We start from the raw sequence: 20,035 nt of genomic DNA on the forward strand, positions 1-20,035 counted from the left end.
AACCTTGAAAGAGCGGGTGGAAGCCCCTGCTCCTTAAAATGCAGTCCAGTTTATCGGGACACCCCCTTGTCTTTGCCTACCTCTGCTGCACCCATGTCCCACGTCGTGACTTCCGGCTCGTTCCTGACCCTGCATTACCGGCTCGCCGGTCCGGCGGGCGACATCATCAATACTTTCGCCGACAAACCCGCGACCCTGTCGCTAGGTACCGGTGAGCTGTCGCCCGCCATGGAGCAGCGGCTCATGGGCCTGGCAGAGGGCACGCACGCCACCTTCGAGCTCCCCGCCGGCGAAGCCTTTGGCGAGCGCAACCCCGAGATGCAGCAATGGGTGGCCAGGAAGCTGCTGGCGCAGATGGGCGATCCCGACGAGCAATATGCAGTGGGCGACGTGGTGCAGTTCCCCACGCCCGACGGCACGGGCAGCTATGCGGGCGCGGTGGTCGAATCGAACGAGACCGCGGTGCGCTTCGACTTCAACCATCCGCTGGCCGGACAGCCCGTGACCTTCGAGGTCCGGCTCATAGGCGTGCTATGAATCGGAGCCTTGAAGAAGTCATCCTCGCCGAGCCGCGCGGCTTCTGCGCGGGCGTGGACCGCGCCATCGAGATCGTCGAGCGCGCGCTGGCCAAGTTCGGCGCGCCTATCTACGTGCGCCATGAGATCGTGCACAACACTTATGTGGTGAACGAACTCAAGGCCAAGGGCGCGATCTTCATCGAAGACCTGGCCGACGTGCCGCCCGGCGCCACGCTGGTGTTCAGCGCGCATGGCGTGAGCAAGGCGGTGCAGCAGGAAGCGCGCGACCGCGGCTTCGACATTTTCGACGCCACCTGCCCGCTGGTGACCAAGGTGCACGTTGAGGTCGCCAAGCTCGCCAAGGAAGGCTACGAGTTCATCATGATCGGCCACAAGGGGCATCCCGAGGTCGAGGGCACCATGGGCCAGCTCTCGAGCGGCATCCACCTGGTGGAAGACGTGAAAGACGTCGCGAGGGTGGCGCCCGCGCAGACCGACAAGCTCGCAGTCGTCACGCAGACCACGCTCAGCGTTGACGACGCCGCCGAGATTGCGGCCGCGGTGCGCGCGCGTTTTCCGAAGGTGCGCGAGCCCAAGCAGCAGGACATCTGCTACGCCACGCAGAACCGCCAGGACGCGGTCAAGATCATGAGCCCGCAGGTCGATCTCGTGATCGTGGTCGGCAGCCCCACCAGCTCCAACAGCAACCGGCTGCGTGAATTGGCAGAGCGCCTCGGCACCGAAAGCTACATGGTCGATTCGGCCGACGAGCTCAAGCCCGAATGGTTCGAGGGCAAGGGCCGCATCGGCCTCACGGCCGGTGCCTCGGCGCCCGAAGTGCTGGTGCGCGAGGTGATCGAGCGGGTGAGGGCGCTCGGCGCGGTGTCGGTCCGCAAGATGGAAGGCATCGAGGAAACGATCAAGTTTCCGCTTCCCAAGGGCCTCAAGCTCGACGACATTCCTCCTCCGGGACACATCTCTTGACTCACGAAAACACCGACTGGCGCTCTGAAATAGACGGCGCCTCCCGCAGGCTGCGCGAGCGCGCCGGCGACTTCCTGCGCCAGACGCCGCTCTGGAAATTGCCGGCTTCTGCTTTCGGCATCGAGGTGTCCGGCGTGGAGTTGTGGCTCAAGCTCGAGCACATGCAGGTGAGCGGCAGCTTCAAGGCGCGAGGCATGATGAACCGCCTGCTGGCCAACGACATTCCCGAGAGCGGCGTGGTCGTGGCCTCCGGTGGCAATGCCGGCATTGCCACCGCGGCGGCCGCCAAGGCGCTGGGCGTGCGCTGCCAGGTGTTCCTGCCCGGCGTTTCGCCCGAGGCCAAGCGCGCCAGGCTGCGCGCGCTGGGCGCCGAGGTGATCGTGGTCGGCGAGCTGTACCCCGACGCGCTGGCCGCCTGCCTTACGCGCCAGAAGGAAACCGGCGCCTTGCTAACCCATGCCTACGACCAACCCGAAGTCGTGGCCGGCGCGGGCACGCTTGGCGTCGAGATCGAAGCAGAGGGCGGCTTGCCCGATTCGGTGCTCGTGAGCGTCGGCGGGGGCGGCCTGATCGGCGGCCTTGCCGGCTGGTTTCAAGAGCGCGCCCGCGTGGTGGCGCTCGAGCCCGAGAAGGCGCCCACGCTGTTCCGCGCCCGAGAGGCCGGCGAGCCGGTCGACGTCGATGTGGGCGGCATCGCGGCCGATTCGCTCGGCGCGCGCCGCATCGGCGCTATCTCCTGGGAAATTACCCAGCAATACGTGCAGGACGCGCTGCTGCTGTCCGACGAATCCATCCGCGCCGCGCAGCAGTGGCTGTGGAAGGAACTCAAGCTCGCCGTCGAGCCGGCCGCCGCGCTGCCGCTGGCGGCGCTGCAGACTGGCGCCTATACGCCGCGCGAAGGCGAGAAGGTGTGCCTGATCGTCTGCGGTGCGAACGTCGACCCCGCCACCGTCGCCTGACCGTTTTTATTTCTCGCAGTTCACCATCCACGGCACGCCGAACTTGTCGGTCAACATGCCGAAGCCGACGGCCCAGAACTGCGGGCCGTAGGGCATGGTGATCTGGCCGCCCTCGGCCAGCGCGTCGAAGAGCTTTTTCCCTTCGTCGACGTTGTTGCCCTGCACCGACAGCGAAAAGCCCTTGTGCCCCTCGAACGGCATGCCGGGCGGCATGTCGGAGGCCATCAGCTGGTGGCCGCGGGCCTCCAGCGTGGCGTGCATGATTTTTTCCTTGTATGCGGCGGGCGTTTCGGCGCCCATGGGGCTTTCGCCGAACGTCATGCTGAAGATGACCTTGCCGCCCAGCGCCTTGGCGTAGAAGGCCAGTGCCTCGGCCGCGTTGCCGTTGAATGTCAGATAGGCTTGCATCGCGCTTTCCCTTCGGTTGAGGTGTGGGGGAGCGAAATGCTACGCCCACCTAAAATCCCCCCATGCTTGACATCACTCTGCTCCGCAAGGACCTGGCCTCCGCCGTCGCCGGCCTCGAAAAACGCAAGAAAAACCAGCCCTACCTCGACGTGGCGGCATTCACCGCGCTCGAGGCCGAGCGAAAGACACTGCAAACCCGTACCGAGGAAATCCAGGCGCGCCGCAACACGCTGAACAAGCAGATCGGGCCGCTCAAGGCCAAGGGCGAATCGACCGATGCGCTGATGGCCGAAGTCAACGCGCTCAAGGCCGAGCAGGAATCGCAATCCAGGCGCCTCGAAGAAATCCAGCCCGAACTGCAGGCGCTGCTGCTGGCGGTGCCCAACCTGCCGCATGCCAGCGTGCCGCTCGGCGAGGATGAAACCGGCAACGTTGAAATGCGCCGCTGGAGCCCGCAGGGCGGTGCCGGCGCCAACGCCACGCCGCTGGCCTTCACGGCCAAGGACCATGTGGATCTGGGCGCGCCGCTGGGGCTCGACTTCGAGATGGGCGCCAAGCTCTCCGGCTCGCGCTTCACCGTCATGAAAGGGCCGATTGCGCGCCTGCACCGCGCGCTCGCGCAGTTCATGCTCGACATCCAGACCGAGAAGCACGGCTACACCGAGTGCTACGTGCCCTACATCGTCAACGCCGCCACCCTGAGCGGCACCGGCCAGCTGCCCAAGTTCGAAGGCGACCTGTTCGCCGCGAAGAAGGGCGGCCAGGACGGCGAGCCCGCGCCCGACCATTCGGCGCTCTATCTCATTCCGACAAGTGAAGTGCCGCTGACCAACTTCGTGCGCGACGAGGTCGTGGCCGAGGCGCAGCTGCCGATCAGGCTCACGGCCCACACGCCGTGCTTCCGCTCCGAAGCGGGCAGTGCCGGCCGCGACACGCGCGGCATGATCCGCCAGCACCAGTTCGACAAGGTCGAGATGGTGCAGATCGTCCACCCCGAGAAGAGCTACGAGGCACTGGAACAGATGACCGGCCACGCCGAGGCCGTGCTGCAGGCCCTGGAACTGCCGTACCGGGTGGTGCTGCTGTGCACCGGCGACATGGGCTTTGGTTCAACCAAGACCTACGACCTCGAAGTGTGGCTGCCGGCGCAGAACACCTATCGCGAGATCAGCTCGGTGTCCAACTGCGAAGCCTTCCAGGCACGCCGCCTGCAGGCCCGTTTCAAGAATGCGCAGGGCAAGAACGAACTCGTCCATACGCTCAACGGCTCTGGCTTGGCGGTCGGCCGCACGCTGGTCGCGGTGCTCGAAAACCACCAGAACGAAGACGGCTCGATCAACGTTCCTGCCGCGCTGCGGCCCTACCTGGGTGGAAAGGAACTGCTGCGGGGCTGATAGAGCCCCGGGGGCTTCAAAACCCCCGATTTTGTCTGCTAGAATCGTAGGCTCGACAGCACCGGAGAGGTGGCAGAGTGGTCGAATGTACCTGACTCGAAATCAGGCGTACTAGCGATAGTACCGAGGGTTCGAATCCCTCCCTCTCCTCCAGAAATGGCCCCGCAAAGGGGCTATTTTTTTGCCTGTTTCCCGCCACTTCTCCCTAGATGGCCGCCCGCGATGGCGAAACGGGACCTTTCGTTTTCGGCCCTCTCGCTTCATTCGTGTTGCCGCATCACGGCGCTGCGCCATCGTCCAAAGTGGCCGCAACCGCCCGTTAAGATCGCCACCTCTTCATTCCCGCAACTTGCGGGCGGTTCCTGTAGTCGAAAACTAAAAAGAGGGCTCAGCGCCACATGGCCAATGCGTCGATCGCGAGCGTGACACCGGTCCCGGCTTCGGCCGATGAAGCCGAATCGTGGGTACGCGGCGAGCTTATCCGCAGCCTGATGCGGTCCGCGAAAGGCTCCTACATCGTCTCGGCGGCGCTCATGCCGTTGATGGTCGGCCTGAACTGGAGTTACATCCCGCACTGGGAACTGCTGACGTGGCTGGCGGCCGGCTTCATCGCCACCGCGTGCCGTGCCTGGGGCGCCAAGGTCTATGCAGTGCGCTATGCCGGCCGTAGCGCAGCCGCGCAGCAGCAGTTCACCGAGCGGTACGGTTTCATCTGGAGCGCCAGCGCGGTCGTATGGGGCGCGTCGGTCCTGTTGTTCTTCGAGCGCACGCCACAAGTCAACCAGTTCATGAGCTGGCTTATCGTGGCCGGCGTCGGCACTTTTCCGCTCAACGGGCTGGCGCTGCATCCGCCGCTGCTCAAGCGCTACGTCAATACGCTGTTCATCACGATGCTCGGGGCGGTCCTGATCCGTCTTGTGAGCATCAACATCGCGGAGCCGCATTTCCAGTACGGCTTCCTGATGCCGATCCTGCCGATCCTCCATTGGTTCTTGCTGCTGCGGGCGGGGCGCAACATCCATGAGTCAGCGCGCAACAGCCTGGAACTGCTGTTCCACAACCACATCCTGATCAAGTCGCTCACGCAGCAGCGTCAAGCCGCGGTGGCGGCCGTGGCCATGAAGAACCGCTTCCTGGCCAGCGCCGCGCATGACATGCGCCAGCCGGTGCTGGCCCTGTCGCTGTACGCCGACTGGCTGCGCAACGAGCCCGAACTGGTGCTGGAACTCGCGCCCAAGATCGTTCGCGCGACGCACGCGGTGAACGCGCTGTTCGACTCCATGTTCGACTTGGCGCGCATCGACTCGGGCCAGGTGCGCCTGCACATCGAGCGCGTGGACGTGGCCGAGCTGCTGCATGACCTGGAGTTGCAATACCGCCCCGTGGCCGAAAGCCGCGGCCTGGATTTTCGCGTGCACGTGACCGAGGGCAGCTTCCTGACCGACCCGATCCGCGTGCGCCGCATGATCGGCAACCTGCTTGCCAATGCCATCAAGTACACCGCCGATGGCGGCGTGCTGCTGGCCTCCCGGCAAACGCGCGACGGCCTGCGCATCGAGGTGTGGGACACCGGCATCGGCATTGCGCCCGAAAACCTGCGCGACGTGTTCCTGGAGTTCTACAAGGTCGCAGACCATGCCGGCACCTCCGACGGCTTCGGCCTCGGCCTAGCCATCGTCGCCCGCCTCTCGCACGTCCTCGGCCACCCCGTCAGCGTGCGCTCCCGCCTCGGCAGCGGCAGCGTCTTCCGCGTCGCACTGCACGACGCCGACGAAGCCGTCGCCCAAGCTCGCGTCAGCGCCTCCGGCGGCTGAGCCAAGCAAGAAGCCCCAACAAAAAAACCGCGCCGGAGCGCGGTTTTCAGCGGCCTTAACGGGGCCGACCTGTCCCTTCCAGAAACACCGAGGAACCGGCTTTGCCGGGCCTCAGGTGTTGCCCCCGGTAGGGGGTTGGCGAAGCGACACGAAGTGCGCGAAGACTGGGGGCGAGCCTAGTCTCGAGCCTAGTTACTCGAAATCAACCCATTCGTACGCGCATAGTGCAGCGCCTGCGTGCGGCTCTTCACGCCCAGCCGGCGGAACAGACGCCACAGGTGCACCTTCACCGTGTGCTCGCTGATCTCCAGGTCGGTGGCGATGTCGCGGTTGCTCATGCCCTTGTCGAGCATGGCAATCAGCTGCGTCTGGCGCTTGGAGAGCTTGCTGTTGCTGGCCAGCGCGGGCTCGTCCGCCTCTTCAGAGCCAGCCATCAGCAGGCCGCGCAGGGCCGCGGCAAGTTCGGCCGAGCTGGCCGACTTCTCGATGTAGGTGTCGGCGCCCGCTTCGATGCAGGCGTCTTCCATGTCCCCGGCCGGCGCCGCCGAATAAACGGCGATCGGCACGTTGGGATACACCTGCTTGACCGCGACCACGCCCGAAACGCCGTTGGTGTCGGGCAGCTTCAGGTCCAGGCAGAAAAGGGTGGGCGCACCGCGCTGCTGGACCGAACTCGCGAGCTTGTCGAGGCGCTCGAGCTCGACGATGTTCTCGGCCGGCCGGAGGCGCCGCAACACCATCACGATCGCGTCGCGCATCAGGGGGTGGTCGTCGATGACATAAATGCTCATGTTTTCTTCCTTAGTGTTCGCACCGTCTTCTTTCGTCTTTCCTCGGCGGGTAAGCCGACGGATGTTGCCGGATCAACTCCCGTTGGTGTGGGCCGTTGCTTCCGCCAGTGCCTCCAGCGCCTCGCTCGCGGCGCGCAATTCTTCCGGACCCGTGGGCTCCAGCTGGTCGGCCAGCGCGGCCAACGCCGCGCCGCGCTGCTGCTGCAGGGCGGCAATGGCACGGCCGGCTTCCTGCGGCGAGGCAAAGCCGCGGCTTTGCAGCAGGGTAGCGCCGCTCGCGTCGAGCAGCTTGAAATAGAACAGGCCATCGCGCTCGCGGTACTGCTTGAAGCTCGGCTTGGCCACCTTGGCCTTGCGGGCGCCTCCCTTGCCGGCTCCGGCTGCCAGGTTGCGCAGGCCCACGGCATGGCGCAGCTCGGTCATGAAGGGACGCGCCAGCTTGCGGGCCTTTTCGGCGCCGATGAGCAGGATGCGCTCGATCTCGGCCGGGTCGCTCATCAGCGCTTCGTAGCGCGCACGCAGCGGCGCCACTTCGAGATCGATCCGCTCGAACAGCATCTGCTTCGCGTCGCCCCAGCCGATGCCTTCCGAATACGCCTTGCGCAGCGCCTCGGTTTCTTCGGCCGTCGCAAAGGCCTGGTAGATCTGGAACAGCGCGGAGCCTTCGGTGTCCTTGGGCTCGCCCGGCGCGCGCGAGTCGGTCACGATGCTGGCAATCTGCTTTTGCAGCTGCGCGCGCGGCGCGAACATGGCAATGGTGTTGCCGTAGCTCTTGCTCATCTTGCGGCCGTCGAGCCCGGGCAGGGTGGCCACTGCATCGTCGATCTCGGCTTCGGGCAGCGTGAAGTGCTCGCCGTACTGGTGGTTGAAACGCTGCGCCATGTCGCGCGCCATTTCAATGTGCTGCACCTGGTCGCGCCCCACAGGCACCTTGTGCGCGTTGAACATCAGGATGTCCGCGCCCATCAGCACCGGGTACATGAAGAGGCCGGCCGTCACGTCGGCATCCGGGTCTTCGCCCTTGGCGACGTTCTTGTCGAGCTGCGCCTTGTAGGCGTGAGCGCGGTTAAGCACGCCTTTGCCCGTTACGCAGGTGAGGAACCAGGTCAGCTCGGGGATCTCGACGACGTCCGACTGGCGGTAGAAGGTGACGCGTTCCGGATCGAGCCCGCAGGCCAGCCAGCTGGCGGCAATCTCGAGCGTCGAGCGCTGGATGAGCGCCGGCTCCTGCACCTTGATGAGCGCGTGGTAGTCGGCCAGGAAGAAAAAGCTCTCCACGCCCGGCGCGACGCTCTGCCGCACCGAATGGCGGATCGAGCCGACGTAATTGCCAAGGTGCGGCGTGCCGGACGGCGTGATGCCGGTCAGGACGCGCAGGGGAGCGGAAGGAGACGTAGCCATGAAGAGGAACTTAACGCAGCAAAGCCGTGAGCGGTGAGATAAGCAGGTTGATGACGGTGTAGCCAAAGTCCATCAGCGGACGCAGCCAGAAGGTGCTGACGATGCCCGCAAGCACCAGGCCCATCACGATGAAGAAGCCGAAGGGCTCGATGCGCGCGAGGAAATTCTGCGCCGCACCGTTGGGAAGCAGGCCCGCGAGCACGCGGCCGCCGTCCAGCGGAGGCAGCGGAAATAAGTTGAAAGCCCACATCACGAGGTTGACCAGCACGCCGCCCTGCGCCATCTTGATGAAAAAGGTTTCATTCACGCCGGCCGCGATGAGCCCGACAAGCACCAGCGCCCAAAGAATCGCCTGCACGAAGTTCGACGCCGGCCCCGCCAGCGCCACCCAGATCATGTCGCGCTTCGGATGGCGCAGGCGCCCGAAGTTCACCGGCACCGGCTTGGCATAGCCGAAGAGAAAGGCTCCAGAAGTTGCAAAGTACAGCATCAGCGGCATCAGGATGGTCCCGATGGGGTCGATGTGCTTCATGGGATTGAGCGTGACGCGGCCCATCGCTTCGGCCGTGTTGTCGCCGAAATGGCGCGCCACATAGCCGTGCGCCGCCTCATGCACCGTGATCGCGAAGACCACGGGCAGTGCGTAAATAAGTACCGTCTGTATCAGGTTGGAAATATCCACTGTGCGATTGTGTCAGACAGAGTTAAAGCTTCAGTGCCGCTTGTCAGAGACCCAGCACCGCCAGAGCGCCGCGGCCTTGCCGCACCACCACCGGATCGTCGCCGGCGCCCATGGGCGTGAGGTCGACCACGGTGGTGGGTTGCGACGGGCACGCGCCCGCATCGATGACGGCGCCGATCTGTTTTTCGAAGCGCTCGCGGATAGTCTGCGCGTCGTTCAGCGCCTCCGTTTCTCCCGGCGCAATCAGCGTGGTTGCCAAAAGCGGCGCGCCGTGCAGCATCAGCAATTCGAGCAGCACCTTGTGGTCGGGCACGCGCAGGCCGATGGTCTTGCGCTGCGGATGGCTCACGCGCCGCGGCACCTCCTTGGTGGCCTCGAGCAGAAAGGTGTAGGGCCCGGGCGTGGCGGCCTTCAGCAGCCGGTATTGCTTGTTGTCGACACGCGCGTAGTTGGCCAGCTCGCTCAGGTCGCGGCAGATCAGCGTGAGGTGATGCTTCTCGTCGACCTGGCGGATGCGGCGCAACTGGTCGACCGCGTCCTTGTCGTCGAGATGGCAAGCCAGCGCATAGCTCGAATCGGTGGGCACGGCCACGATCTCTCCGCGCTGCAGCAGCGCCGCGGCCTGCTTCAGGAGGCGTTGCTGGGGATTGTCGGGATGGACTTCGAAGTACTGGGCCATGAAGAAAAAAGCTCCTGATCAGGATTCCGCCGGTTCGATGGGCACGCGGCGCTCGCGCACGGTGAGCCAGGCTCCGGCCGCGCCGCAAACCGCGATCATCGCCATTCCGACGAGCGAGAAGCGATCGGGCACGTGCGAAAAGACGAGCCAGCCGCCCAGCATGGCAAAGGCGATCTGCGCATAGAGGTACGGCGTGAGCGTGGAGGCCGGCGCGCGCTGGTAGGCCAGGATGAGAATGAAATGCCCCACCGTGCCCATGAAACCCATGAGGCACAGCAAGGCCCACCAGTGCCACGAGGGCAGTGCAGTCCACACGAAGGGCAGCGTGAGCGAGGCGATCAGCGCGCCGACCCAGCCGGTATAGAAATGCATGGTGAGCGGATTCTCGGTTTGCGCCAGCTTGCTCGTGAGCACCTGGAACCATGCATTGGTCAGCACCAGCCCCACCGGCAGCAGCACGGCCCAGCTGAATGCACTGCCGCCCGGCCGCAGGATGACCAGCGTGCCGATGAAGCCGCCGGCCACCAGCACCCAGCGCAGCGGCGAGACATACTCCTTGAGCGCGGTGGCTGCGAGCAGCGTAATGACGAGCGGCGCCACCAGCACGATTGACGTGAACTCGGCCAGCGGCATGTAGCGCAAGCTCAGGAAGGCCAGCGTGCTCGACACCAGCAAGAGCGCGCCGCGCAGCAGTTGATAGCGCGGATGCTGCGTGCGCAGCAGCGCGGTGCCGTGCCGCGGCAGCAGCACCGCCGTGGTGGCCGCCGCCTGGAAGGCATAGCGGAACCACACGCCCATGAGAATGGGCACGGCGGCGGTGGACGTCTTGGTGGCGGTGTCGAGCGTGGCAAAGCAGGCTACGGCCACCAGCACGAGGCCGATGCCCGCGAGGATGCGCTCGGATTCGGTTTCGCGCGCCCGGCGCGACGCGGCGCGGGCATTCGCCAGTGCCGCCGTTGCCGCGCTGTCGATGCCGGGCCCGGGGCTCTGGCTCACTGCTGGATGCGGTCGCTGAGCAGTTCCCACACCGGCGTGAGTGCGCCGGGCAACGGTGGCAGCTTGCCGAGATCGCAATGGCTTTCGTCGGGACTGTGGAAATCGCTGCCGCGCGAAGCGGCGAAATCGAACTCGAGCGCCTTGTCGGCGTACTCGACGTATTCGGCCGTCGTATGGCTGCCGGTGACGACCTCGATCGCCTGCCCGCCATGCGCCTTGAATTCGAGGAACAGCGCGTATTCCTCGTTCGCCGTGAACTTGTAGCGCCCCGGGTGCGCGATGACGGCCATGCCCTTGGCTGCCGTGATCCACTGCACCGCATCCTTGAGCGAGGCCCAGCGGTGCGGTACGTAGCCCGGCTTGCCTTCGGTCAGGTATTTACGGAACACCTCGGACGTGTCGCGGCAATGACCCTGCTCGACCAGGAAGCGTGCAAAGTGGGTGCGCGAGATCAGCTCGGGGTTGCCGACGAACTTGAGCGCGCCTTCGTAGGCGCCGTGGATGCCGACCTTGGCCAGCCCCTCGGACATTTCCTGCGCGCGCTTGCCGCGGCCGCCGCGCGTGTCGTAGAGGCCCTGCGTCATCGCGGCGTCTTCGGGGTCGAAGCCCAGGCCGACGATGTGCACCGTCTCGTTGGCGAAGGTCACCGAGATCTCGGTGCCGGTCAGATAGCGGATGCCGTTGGCGCGCGCCGCGGCGGCTGCGCGGTGCTGTCCGCCGACCTCGTCGTGGTCGGTGAGCGCCCAGAGCTCGACCCCGTTGGCTGCTGCGCGCGCGGCCAGTTCTTCAGGCGTCAGGGTGCCGTCGGAGACCACGGAATGGCAGTGCAGATCGGCATTGAGAATGGTGGACACATCGTCATTCTATTGGGTCTGGAAATCGATGCAGGCGCATGGATGCTATTGTGGTTGCTATTAAATAAATAGCATTACTGCAACTGCCGATGCGGTTCAGCGCTTCTTGCGGAAAGCCGTCCAGGCCGCCACCGCGGTAAAGCTCGCGACGATTGCCACGACGATCCAGAACCCGTGCTTGTGCTCGGCCAGCGGAATGCCGCCCACGTTCATTCCAAACAGGCCCGCGAGGATGTTGATCGGCAGCGCGAGCACGGTCACCACCGTCAGCACGAACAGGCTGCGGTTGTTGTCCTCGTTCACGTTGGCGGCAATTTCTTCCTGCAGCAGCTTGATGCGCTCCTGCAGTGCCTGCATGTCGCGCAGCACCACCGAGAACTCCTCGGTCGATCCGCGCAGTTCCTGCACGTCGGGCTCCGCCATCCAGCCCGGCGGCCCTTGCAGCAGGCGGAAGAGGGCGGCGGGTTCGGGCGCCAGCAGGCGCTGCAGCCGCACCAGCAGCCGGCGCAGCACGCCGAGCCGCGCGCGCTTGTGGTCGAGCCGGCCGGCAAGCAGCTCGTCCTCGATGCGGTCGATGCGCGAAGTGACGCCGCGCACGATCTTCACCAGCACGTCGGCCTGCGCGCGCAACAGGTGCTCGAGCAGCTCGGTGCTGGAGCGCGGCGCGTCGCCGGCTTTGACGGCGGTGCGCAGCGCATCGACCGAGCGCAGCGGCTTGGCGCGCGCCGTGACGACCAGCCGCGGTCCCACGCTGATCCAGAGTGTGGAAATGTCGGACGGCTCGAAGCTGAATTCGAAGTGCACGTCGTTGATGACCGCGATCAACGAATCGTCGGCGCGCTCGATGCGCGTGGAGGGCAGGCCCTCGTGCAGTGTTTCGTAGAAGGTGTCGGAGAGCTGCGCATGGCGCAACAGCCAGCGCTCGGCCTGGGCGTGGCTCAGGTTGAAGTGCAGCCAGAGGAATGCAGACCCCAGCGATGCGGACGCGCCGGTGTCCAGCCAGGCCGCAGCCTGCGCCGAATCGATGGCCCGCACAGGCTCCGGCGCATCGGCGTCGAACAGGTAGCCGCAGATCAGCCCGGCTTCGTCGCCGCCGTAAGAATTGGCGGCCAGGTCATGGAGTGCCGGCAAGGTGCGTGTGAATCAGGAAAGACAAAAGGGGTATGCCCCGGATGGTGTTCGCCATTTATGACAACTTCGTGTCGGTGGATTGCAGGCTGTCACGCGATGGTCATATGCGGCGGGCAGCATGCTTTGTTCTACCTCCACCTCTTCTCCTTGCCATGATGCTGACGAGCGCACTTCCAGACCACGAAGACCTGATGCAACGCATCGCCCGCGATCTGATCGACAGCTACGACGAAGAGCTCGAGCTGGAGATCGAAGACCGCAACATCGACGGGCTCGACCCCGCGGCGCAGCACACGACCGACAAGGCTGCCCGCCAGGCCTACTTCAAGGAGCTGTTCCGCCTGCAGGGCGAACTCGTGAAGCTGCAGGACTGGGTGCAGCACAGCAAGCAGAAGGTGGTCATTCTTTTCGAAGGCCGCGATGCGGCGGGCAAGGGCGGGGTCATCAAGCGAATCACCCAGCGCCTGAACCCGCGCGTGGCCCGCGTGGCCGCGCTGCCCGCGCCCAACGACCGCGAGCGCACCCAGTGGTACTTCCAGCGCTATGCTGCCCACCTGCCGGCCGCCGGCGAGATGGTGCTGTTCGACCGCAGCTGGTACAACCGCGCCGGTGTCGAGCGCGTAATGGGCTTTTGCAGCGACGACGAATACGAAGAGTTCTTTCGCACCGTGCCGGAGTTCGAGAAGATGCTGGTGCGCTCGGGCATCAAGCTCATCAAATACTGGTTCTCCATCACGGACGACGAGCAGCACATGCGCTTCCTCGGCCGCATTCACGATCCGCTCAAGCAATGGAAGCTGAGCCCGATGGATCTCGAAAGCCGACGCCGCTGGGAGGAATACACCAAGGCCAAGGAGATCATGCTGGAGCGCACGCACATTCCCGAAGCGCCCTGGTGGGTGGTGCAGGCGGTCGACAAGAAAAAGGCGCGGCTGAACTGCATCAGCCACCTGCTGGACCAGCTGCCCTACCGGGAGGTGCCGCATCCGCCGGTCGACCTGCCGGCGCGCGAGCGCCATGCGGACTACCTGCGCCAGCCCGTGCCGGCCCACATGATCGTGCCGGAAATCTACTGAGGCTTGTCGGCCGTTTGGCCGGCCGGCGCTTTGCCCTCACACTGCGCCCCATGGTCCGTCGTTCCACCGCATCCCTGTTCGCCCGCGCTTACGAGCGCAACCTGAAGGCACTCACCAAGCTCACCCTCAGCAACAGCAAGCGAGTGACCGGCCAGGTGCAGCGCGCCACTGCCAAGCGCCTCAAGCCGCCGCCGGGCAGGGGCGACTGGCTCAGCGGCATGGCGCTCGGCCCCGGCGGTGCGCGCGGCTATCACCTGTTCCGTCCCGCCGACCTGAAGCTGAAACCAGGCGAGAAGCTGCCGCTCATGGTCATGCTGCACGGCTGCGGCCAGACGGGGCGCGACTTCGCGGCCAGCACCCGCATGAACACACTGGCGGTGCGGCAGCGCTTCCTGGTGCTGTACCTGGAGCAAGACAGGCTCGCCCATCCGCAAGGCTGCTGGAACTGGTATGAGCGCCGATCGGGCAAGGCCGATGCCGAGGCCGCCACGCTGATGGCCGCCATCGACCAGGCCTGCGTGCTGTATCCGGTCGACCGCGAGCGCATTGCACTGGCCGGCCTTTCGGCCGGTGCCAGCATGGCGGCACTGCTGGCCACGCGCTATCCGTTGCGCTTCAAGGCTGTGGTCATGCATTCGGGCGTGGCGCCGGGTGCGGCCAAGTCTTCGGCCACTGCCCTGGGTGCGATGCGCGGGCAGCACACGCCGCCCATGCCGTCCACCGCGGTCGGTAAGGCGATGGGCGCGGCCGCCGTTTTTGCCACGCTGCCGCCGATGCTGGTGCTGCATGGCACAGCCGATGCCGTGGTGGCGCCCAGCAATGCCGTCAACAGCGCGGCCGTGTGGGCCACGGCCCTCGGCGCCAAGCCGGGAAAGCCGCGCATGCTCCAGCGGGGCAAGCGGCATCCCGTGCAGGTGACCGAGTTCCGGCGCAAAGGCCGCGCGGTGGTCACGCTGTGCGAAATTGAGCGCCTCGGGCATGCGTGGAGCGGCGGCACTGCCCGGCTGCTTTTCAGCGACCCGGAAGGGCCCGATGCCACGCGCATGACCTGGGCCTTTGCGGCGGCTCAGTTCAAGCTTGTTGCCATGGCCTGAGCCGGGCAGGCCCGCCCCACCCGCCTTGAATACCTCCGTGTACGCCACCCGGCGTATTTCTGGCGAGCGGGCGAATCCGCAGACTCCCCTCCATCGTCCGGCCAGCCGGCGACAAAGGTTTCAACCACCCTGGAGCAGGAGTCCACATGCAACGTCGTTTCACACTCAAGGCGCTCACCGCCGCCGTCGCCCTGGCCAGCATCTCCGCTGCGCCGGCCTTTGCCGCCGACACCATCAAGGTCGGTGTGCTGCACTCGCTGTCGGGCACGATGGCCATCTCGGAAACCGTGTTGAAAGACACGGTGCTGATGGCCATCGAGGACATCAACAAGAAGGGCGGCGTGTTGGGCAAGCAGCTCGAGCCCGTGGTGGTCGACCCGGCCTCCAACTGGCCGCTGTTCGCCGAAAAGACGAAGCAGCTGCTCGGCCAGGACAAGGTCTCGGTGATCTTCGGCTGCTGGACCTCGGTGTCGCGCAAGTCGGTGCTGCCGGTGGTCGAGGAAATGAACGGCCTGCTGTTCTACCCCGTGCAATACGAAGGTGAAGAACTCTCGAAGAACGTGTTCTACACGGGCGCCGCGCCCAACCAGCAAGCCATTCCGGCCGTCGACTACCTGATGAGCAAGGAAGGCGGCGGCGCCAAGCGCTGGGTGCTGCTGGGCACCGACTACGTGTACCCCCGCACCACCAACAAGATCCTGCGCGCCTACCTCAAGAGCAAGGGCGTGAAGGACACCGACATCGACGAGAAGTACACGCCATTCGGCCACAGCGACTACCAGACCATCGTCGCCGACATCAAGAAGTTCTCGGCCGGCGGCAAGACGGCCGTGGTGTCGACCATCAACGGCGACTCGAACGTGCCGTTCTACAAGGAACTCGGCAACGCTGGCCTCAAGGCCAAGGACGTGCCCGTGGTTGCCTTCTCGGTGGGCGAAGAAGAACTGCGCGGCGTGGACACCAAGCCGCTGGTTGGCCACCTCGCTGCATGGAACTACTTCATGAGCATCAAGAACCCGACCAACACGGCGTTCATCAAGCAGTGGGGCGACTACGCCAAGGCCAAGAACATCGCCGGCCACAAGGACAAGCCGCTCACCAACGACCCGATGGAAGCCACCTGGATCGGCATCCACATGTGGAAGCAGGCCGTCGAGAAGGCCAAGTCGACCGACACCGACAAGGTGATCGCGGCGATGGCCGGCCAGACCTTCACGGCTCCTTCGGGCATCGTTTCGAAGATGGACGAGAAGAACCATCACCTGCACAAGAGCGTGTTCATCGGCGAAATCAAGGCCGATGGCCAGTTCAGCGTGGTGTGGAAGACGCCGGGCCCGGTCAAGGCCAAGCCGTGGAGCCCGTATATCGAGGGCAACGACAAGAAGCCTGACCAGCCGGCTGGCAAGTCGCTGTAACTCACCATCGACAAGCCCCTTGCCTTGCTCCCTCTCCCCTCGGGGAGAGGGCGGGGGTGAGGGCAACGGCGGTCGATCTGGCCGCCGTGTCTGTTGAAAGGCCGACGGCCCTCACCCCAACCCTCTCCCCAAGGGGAGAGGGGGCAACACGAATTTCACGATGCTTCGACGATCCCTTCACTGCGCACTCGCCGCCATGCTCCTCATGGCATCGGCCGTCCACGCGCTGACCGCCGACGAAGCCAAGGCCATCGCCTCTGGCGAGTCCGAATCGCGTATCACCGCGCTTAACAAGGCCGTGCTGACGGCCGACGAAAAAACCGCCGCCTTCATCCAGGCCATGTCGGAAGACGCGGTCAAGTACACCGAAGACAAGGTCTTCGTGATGAAGGACGACAAAGGCTACGACCCCGTGACCGGCGCCGAACTGACGGTGCCCGACACGGCCGAGGACGTGGTCAACAACAACCTGATGCGCGGCGCGCTCGATGCCGCGCAAGCCGCGCTCAAGCTCACGAGCAAGGACGACGCGGTGCGCGCCGAAGCGGCCCAGGCGCTTTTCAAGGAGCCCGACGAATCGCGCATTCCGATGGTCGAGAAGGCGCTGGCCGCCGAGACCAACCCCGGCATCAAGGCGCAGCTGGAACTGGTGCGCGCCGCCAGCATGCTCACCAGCACGGACAAGGCCAAGCGCCTTGCCGCAGCCAAGGAGTTGGGCGCCAACAGCAGCCCCGATACCAAGCTGCTGCTCAACCAGCGCCTGGCCGATGAGACAGAGGCCGACGTCAAGGCCGCCATCGTCGCTTCCATTGCCAGCATCGACGGCTCGCTGGTGTGGGGCGACCGCATCAACGCGGTGTTCAGCGGCATCAGCCTGGGCTCGGTGCTGCTGCTTGCCGCGCTGGGGCTGGCCATCACCTACGGCCTGATGGGCGTCATCAACATGGCGCACGGAGAGCTGATGATGATCGGCGCCTATGCCACCTACGTGATGCAGGGCATTTTCCAGCGCTACATGCCCGAGGCGGCTTTCGGCTGGTACCTGGTGGCTGCCATTCCGGTGGCGTTCCTTGCATCGGCGCTCGTGGGCGCGGTGCTCGAGCGCGGCGTGATCCGTTTTCTCTACGGCCGCCCGCTCGAAACGCTGCTGGCCACCTGGGGCATCAGCCTGATGTTGCAGCAGCTCGTGCGCTCGCTGTTCGGCGCGCAGAACGTCGGTGTCGAGAATCCCGGCTGGATGAGCGGCGGCTTCACCATGCTGAGCAACGTCACGCTGCCTTGGAACCGCATCTGCATCATCATCTTCGCCGTCCTGGTGCTGCTTGCGATGGGCTGGCTCATCGGCCGCACGCGGCTCGGCCTCTTCGTGCGCGGCGTGACGCAGAACCGACCCATCGCCTCGTGCATGGGCGTGAACACCGCACGCATCGACACCTATGCTTTCGCGCTCGGCTCCGGCATTGCCGGCCTCGCGGGCTGCGCGCTGAGCCAGATCGGCAATGTCGGCCCCGACCTCGGCCAGAGCTACATCGTCGACAGCTTCATGGTGGTCGTGATGGGCGGCGTGGGCCAGCTCGCGGGCACGGTGTATGCGGCCATGGGCCTGGGCATTCTCAACAAGTTCATCGAAGGCTGGGCGGGCGCGGTGCTCGCGAAGATTGCGGTGCTCGTTTTCATCATCATCTTCATCCAGAAGCGGCCCCAAGGCATCTTCGCCATGAAGGGCCGGAGCGCCGAAGCATGAGCAACACCAAAGTCGTACTTCCAACCAAAGGGCCGCTCTTGAGTGGCAAGGGCTGGACAGCCTTCTTCGTCGCGCTGATCGTGGTGTGCGCAGTGGCGCCGGTTCTCAACATGGTGGTGCCGGCCGGCAGCCCGCTGCACATGAGCGACTACGCGGTGGCCCTGGTCGGCAAGATCATGTGCTATGCCATCTGCGCGCTGGCCATGGACCTGATCTGGGGCTACACCGGCATCCTCTCGCTGGGCCACGGCCTCTTCTTTGCGCTCGGCGGCTACATGATGGGCATGTACCTCATGCGCCAGATTGGGCGCGACGGCAACTACAAGAGCGACCTGCCGGACTTCATGGTGTTTCTCGACTGGAAGACACTGCCCTGGCACTGGACCTTCAGCGACAGCTTCATTGCCACGCTCGTCCTCATCGTCGCGGTGCCGGGCCTCATTGCCTTCGTGTTCGGCTTCTTCGCGTTCCGCTCGCGCATCAAGGGCGTGTATTTCTCGATCATCACGCAGGCCATGACCTTTGCGGCGATGCTGCTGTTCTTTCGCAACGAGACGGGCTTTGGGGGCAACAACGGCTTTACCGACTTCAAGCGCATCCTCGGCATTCCGATTGCCACGCAAGAGATGCGCATGACGCTCTTCGCGCTTACGGGCCTTACGCTGCTCGGCTTCTTCCTGTTCGCCAGGTGGCTCATCGGCAGCAAGTTCGGCCGCGTGCTGCAGGCCATTCGCGATGCCGAAACGCGCGTGATGTTCTCGGGCTACAACCCGCTGCCCTACAAGCTCACGATCTGGGTCATCTCCGCCATCATGTGCGGTGTGGCCGGCGCGCTGTATGTGCCGCAGGTCGGCATCATCAACCCCGGCGAAATGAGCGCGGCCAACTCCATCGAGATCGCGATCTGGGCCGCGGTGGGCGGGCGCGCAACACTCATCGGCCCGATCATCGGCGCCTTCATCGTCAACGGCGCGAAGAGCTGGCTCACTGTGGCGTATCCCGAGTACTGGCTGTACTTCCTGGGTGCCTTGTTCATTGCTGTCACGCTGTTCTTGCCGAACGGCATCGTGGGCCTGGTGAAAAAGTGGTTGTCGCGCGAGAAGGCTGCGCCGAGCGCCGGCCGAGAAGAAGCGCAACGCGCCATGGCCGCCGCGCAAGGCGTTGAGCCGGAGGCGCTGCACGCACCGCTGGTGCCCGAAGTGAAGGGAGCGCGCGCATGACGCCCGACCTGATGGAAGCCGGCGCCGAGCGCGCCGCACGCGCCAAAGGCATTCCCTATGTGAGCAGCAGCACCGAATCGGGCGGCCGTTCCGCGGATTTCGGTCGCATCGCAACGCCGGGCGAAGTCGACGTGACGCACGGCCGCATCCTCTATCTCGAAGACGTGAGCGTGAGCTTCGACGGCTTCAAGGCCATCAACAAGCTGTCGCTCGACATTGCGCCGGGCGAACTGCGCTGCATCATCGGCCCCAACGGTGCGGGCAAGACCACGATGATGGACATCATCACCGGCAAGACGCGGCCCGACTCGGGCACGGTGTTCTTCGGCAGCACCATCGACCTGCTGCGCCATCGCGAAGCCGACATTGCGCAGTTGGGCATCGGCCGCAAGTTCCAGAAGCCGACGGTGTTCGAGCATCTCACCGTGTTCGAGAACCTCGAGCTGGCGCTCAAGACCGACAAGGGCGTTCGCGCGTCGATGCTGTTCAAGCTCGATTCAACGCAGAGCGACAGGCTCGCCGAAGTGCTGCAGACCATTCACCTGGCCGACAGCGTCTCGCGCCTGGCCGGCAACCTGAGCCATGGCCAGAAGCAGTGGCTCGAGATCGGCATGCTGCTGATGCAGGACCCGAAGCTGCTGCTGCTCGACGAGCCCGTGGCCGGCATGACCGACGAGGAAACCGCCCGCACGGCTGAGCTGTTTCTCACGCTCAAGGGCAAGCATTCGCTGATGGTGGTGGAGCACGACATGAGCTTCATCCGAACCATTTCCGAGATCGTGACCGTGCTGTGCGACGGCTCCGTGCTGGCGCAAGGCACGCTCGATGAAGTGCAGGCTGATGAGCGCGTGATCGAGGTTTACCTTGGCCGCTGA

At 65.2% G+C, this 20,035-nt stretch carries 19 protein-coding genes and 1 tRNA gene; 12 read left to right on the plus strand and 8 right to left on the minus strand.

Translation table 11 applies throughout. The annotated features are described in order from the left end of the window. Window positions 1-93: 93 nt before the first annotated feature. The 3 genes from ASC78_RS16040 to ASC78_RS16050 are packed head-to-tail and all read left to right on the plus strand — an operon-like array spanning window position 94 to window position 2,461. The gene (locus ASC78_RS16040) at window positions 94-537 is read left to right on the plus strand and encodes an FKBP-type peptidyl-prolyl cis-trans isomerase (protein ID WP_055803023.1); all 444 of its coding nucleotides are present in this window, start codon (window positions 94-96) and stop codon (window positions 535-537) included. Beyond that, window positions 534-1,502 (plus strand): 4-hydroxy-3-methylbut-2-enyl diphosphate reductase, encoded by a 969-nt coding sequence (gene ispH / locus ASC78_RS16045; RefSeq protein ID WP_055803024.1) that lies wholly within the window; start codon window positions 534-536, stop codon window positions 1,500-1,502. Before ASC78_RS16040 ends, ispH begins: the two co-directional genes overlap by 4 nt. Continuing rightward, the gene (locus ASC78_RS16050) at window positions 1,499-2,461 is read left to right on the plus strand and encodes a threonine/serine dehydratase (RefSeq protein WP_055803026.1); all 963 of its coding nucleotides are present in this window, start codon (window positions 1,499-1,501) and stop codon (window positions 2,459-2,461) included. The genes ispH and ASC78_RS16050 overlap by 4 nt, the downstream gene beginning before the upstream one ends. 6 nt (window positions 2,462-2,467) lie before the next feature. Here ASC78_RS16050 and ASC78_RS16055 read toward each other — a convergent pair whose 3' ends face one another. Then, the gene (locus tag ASC78_RS16055; protein ID WP_055803028.1) at window positions 2,468-2,869 is read right to left on the minus strand and encodes a VOC family protein; all 402 of its coding nucleotides are present in this window, start codon (window positions 2,867-2,869) and stop codon (window positions 2,468-2,470) included. A gap of 62 nt (window positions 2,870-2,931) precedes the next feature. Between ASC78_RS16055 and serS the strand changes: the two genes are divergently transcribed. The 3 genes from serS (at window position 2,932) to shkS (ending at window position 6,077) form a co-directional block, all read left to right on the plus strand. Further along, complete coding sequence (gene serS / locus ASC78_RS16060) at window positions 2,932-4,263, plus strand: serine--tRNA ligase (RefSeq protein WP_055803030.1); 1,332 nt, start codon at window positions 2,932-2,934, stop codon at window positions 4,261-4,263. A gap of 63 nt (window positions 4,264-4,326) precedes the next feature. Beyond that, window positions 4,327-4,416, plus strand: a tRNA-Ser gene (locus tag ASC78_RS16065). 245 nt (window positions 4,417-4,661) lie between these two features. Beyond that, entirely contained in the window at window positions 4,662-6,077 is a 1,416-nt protein-coding gene (gene shkS, locus ASC78_RS16070; RefSeq protein WP_055803032.1) for a surface-behavior sensor histidine kinase ShkS, read from the plus strand. A gap of 188 nt (window positions 6,078-6,265) precedes the next feature. Here the strand turns inward: shkS and ASC78_RS16075 are convergent, their stop codons facing one another. The 7 genes from ASC78_RS16075 to ASC78_RS16105 form a co-directional block, all read right to left on the minus strand. Then, on the minus strand, window positions 6,266-6,868 hold the full coding sequence (locus ASC78_RS16075) for a response regulator transcription factor (RefSeq protein ID WP_055803034.1): 603 nt from the start codon (window positions 6,866-6,868) through the stop codon (window positions 6,266-6,268). Window positions 6,869-6,940: 72 nt separating this feature from the next. Then, a complete protein-coding gene (locus tag ASC78_RS16080) occupies window positions 6,941-8,269 on the minus strand; it encodes a tryptophan--tRNA ligase (protein ID WP_055803036.1) in 1,329 nt (442 codons plus the stop codon). 10 nt (window positions 8,270-8,279) lie between these two features. Continuing rightward, window positions 8,280-8,951 (minus strand): site-2 protease family protein, encoded by a 672-nt coding sequence (locus ASC78_RS16085; protein ID WP_055803038.1) that lies wholly within the window; start codon window positions 8,949-8,951, stop codon window positions 8,280-8,282. Window positions 8,952-8,994: 43 nt separating this feature from the next. Continuing rightward, window positions 8,995-9,630 (minus strand): L-threonylcarbamoyladenylate synthase, encoded by a 636-nt coding sequence (locus ASC78_RS16090; RefSeq protein WP_055803040.1) that lies wholly within the window; start codon window positions 9,628-9,630, stop codon window positions 8,995-8,997. Window positions 9,631-9,648: 18 nt separating this feature from the next. After that, entirely contained in the window at window positions 9,649-10,626 is a 978-nt protein-coding gene (locus tag ASC78_RS16095) for a DMT family transporter (protein ID WP_055803042.1), read from the minus strand. Next, window positions 10,623-11,480: a 3',5'-nucleoside bisphosphate phosphatase gene (locus tag ASC78_RS16100; protein ID WP_055803045.1), complete on the minus strand. Its 858-nt coding sequence runs from the start codon at window positions 11,478-11,480 to the stop codon at window positions 10,623-10,625. The genes ASC78_RS16095 and ASC78_RS16100 overlap by 4 nt, the downstream gene beginning before the upstream one ends. 96 nt (window positions 11,481-11,576) lie before the next feature. Continuing rightward, window positions 11,577-12,611, minus strand: coding sequence for a transporter (locus tag ASC78_RS16105; RefSeq protein WP_055803047.1), 1,035 nt, complete (start codon window positions 12,609-12,611; stop codon window positions 11,577-11,579). A gap of 155 nt (window positions 12,612-12,766) precedes the next feature. Here ASC78_RS16105 and ppk2 point away from each other — a divergent pair, with 155 nt between their 5' ends. From ppk2 to urtD, 6 genes are all read left to right on the plus strand, one after another. Then, window positions 12,767-13,687 (plus strand): polyphosphate kinase 2, encoded by a 921-nt coding sequence (gene ppk2, locus ASC78_RS16110; RefSeq protein WP_443082726.1) that lies wholly within the window; start codon window positions 12,767-12,769, stop codon window positions 13,685-13,687. A 50-nt stretch (window positions 13,688-13,737) separates the two neighbouring features. Continuing rightward, entirely contained in the window at window positions 13,738-14,781 is a 1,044-nt protein-coding gene (locus ASC78_RS16115) for an extracellular catalytic domain type 1 short-chain-length polyhydroxyalkanoate depolymerase (RefSeq protein ID WP_055803439.1), read from the plus strand. Between the two features lie 146 nt (window positions 14,782-14,927). After that, window positions 14,928-16,196, plus strand: a complete 1,269-nt coding sequence (gene urtA / locus ASC78_RS16120) for an urea ABC transporter substrate-binding protein (RefSeq protein WP_055803051.1) — start codon at window positions 14,928-14,930, stop codon at window positions 16,194-16,196. Between the two features lie 196 nt (window positions 16,197-16,392). Further along, window positions 16,393-17,940 carry an urea ABC transporter permease subunit UrtB gene (gene urtB / locus ASC78_RS16125; RefSeq protein ID WP_055803053.1) on the plus strand — a complete coding sequence of 516 codons (1,548 nt, stop codon included), beginning with the start codon at window positions 16,393-16,395 and terminating at the stop codon, window positions 17,938-17,940. Then, window positions 17,937-19,160 (plus strand): urea ABC transporter permease subunit UrtC, encoded by a 1,224-nt coding sequence (urtC, locus tag ASC78_RS16130; RefSeq protein WP_055803055.1) that lies wholly within the window; start codon window positions 17,937-17,939, stop codon window positions 19,158-19,160. Before urtB ends, urtC begins: the two co-directional genes overlap by 4 nt. After that, window positions 19,157-20,035: an urea ABC transporter ATP-binding protein UrtD gene (urtD, locus tag ASC78_RS16135; protein ID WP_055803058.1), complete on the plus strand. Its 879-nt coding sequence runs from the start codon at window positions 19,157-19,159 to the stop codon at window positions 20,033-20,035. The genes urtC and urtD overlap by 4 nt, the downstream gene beginning before the upstream one ends.

It is taken from the genome of Variovorax sp. Root318D1 (assembly GCF_001424835.1).
In the GTDB taxonomy this organism is placed as follows: Bacteria; Pseudomonadota; Gammaproteobacteria; order Burkholderiales; family Burkholderiaceae_C; genus Variovorax.

Coding starts and splice junctions, on each gene's coding strand:
- ASC78_RS16040 (WP_055803023.1), top strand. CDS start 94: ATGTCCCACGTCGTGACTTCCGGCTCGTTCCTGACCCTGCATTACCGG.
- ASC78_RS16075 (WP_055803034.1), bottom strand. CDS start 6,868: ATGAGCATTTATGTCATCGACGACCACCCCCTGATGCGCGACGCGATC.
- urtB (WP_055803053.1), top strand. CDS start 16,393: ATGCTCCTCATGGCATCGGCCGTCCACGCGCTGACCGCCGACGAAGCC.
- urtA (WP_055803051.1), top strand. CDS start 14,928: ATGCAACGTCGTTTCACACTCAAGGCGCTCACCGCCGCCGTCGCCCTG.
- shkS (WP_055803032.1), top strand. CDS start 4,662: ATGGCCAATGCGTCGATCGCGAGCGTGACACCGGTCCCGGCTTCGGCC.
- ASC78_RS16080 (WP_055803036.1), bottom strand. CDS start 8,269: ATGGCTACGTCTCCTTCCGCTCCCCTGCGCGTCCTGACCGGCATCACG.
- urtD (WP_055803058.1), top strand. CDS start 19,157: ATGACGCCCGACCTGATGGAAGCCGGCGCCGAGCGCGCCGCACGCGCC.
- ASC78_RS16115 (WP_055803439.1), top strand. CDS start 13,738: ATGGTCCGTCGTTCCACCGCATCCCTGTTCGCCCGCGCTTACGAGCGC.
- urtC (WP_055803055.1), top strand. CDS start 17,937: ATGAGCAACACCAAAGTCGTACTTCCAACCAAAGGGCCGCTCTTGAGT.
- ASC78_RS16055 (WP_055803028.1), bottom strand. CDS start 2,869: ATGCAAGCCTATCTGACATTCAACGGCAACGCGGCCGAGGCACTGGCC.
- serS (WP_055803030.1), top strand. CDS start 2,932: ATGCTTGACATCACTCTGCTCCGCAAGGACCTGGCCTCCGCCGTCGCC.
- ispH (WP_055803024.1), top strand. CDS start 534: ATGAATCGGAGCCTTGAAGAAGTCATCCTCGCCGAGCCGCGCGGCTTC.
- ASC78_RS16090 (WP_055803040.1), bottom strand. CDS start 9,630: ATGGCCCAGTACTTCGAAGTCCATCCCGACAATCCCCAGCAACGCCTC.
- ppk2 (WP_443082726.1), top strand. CDS start 12,767: ATGCTGACGAGCGCACTTCCAGACCACGAAGACCTGATGCAACGCATC.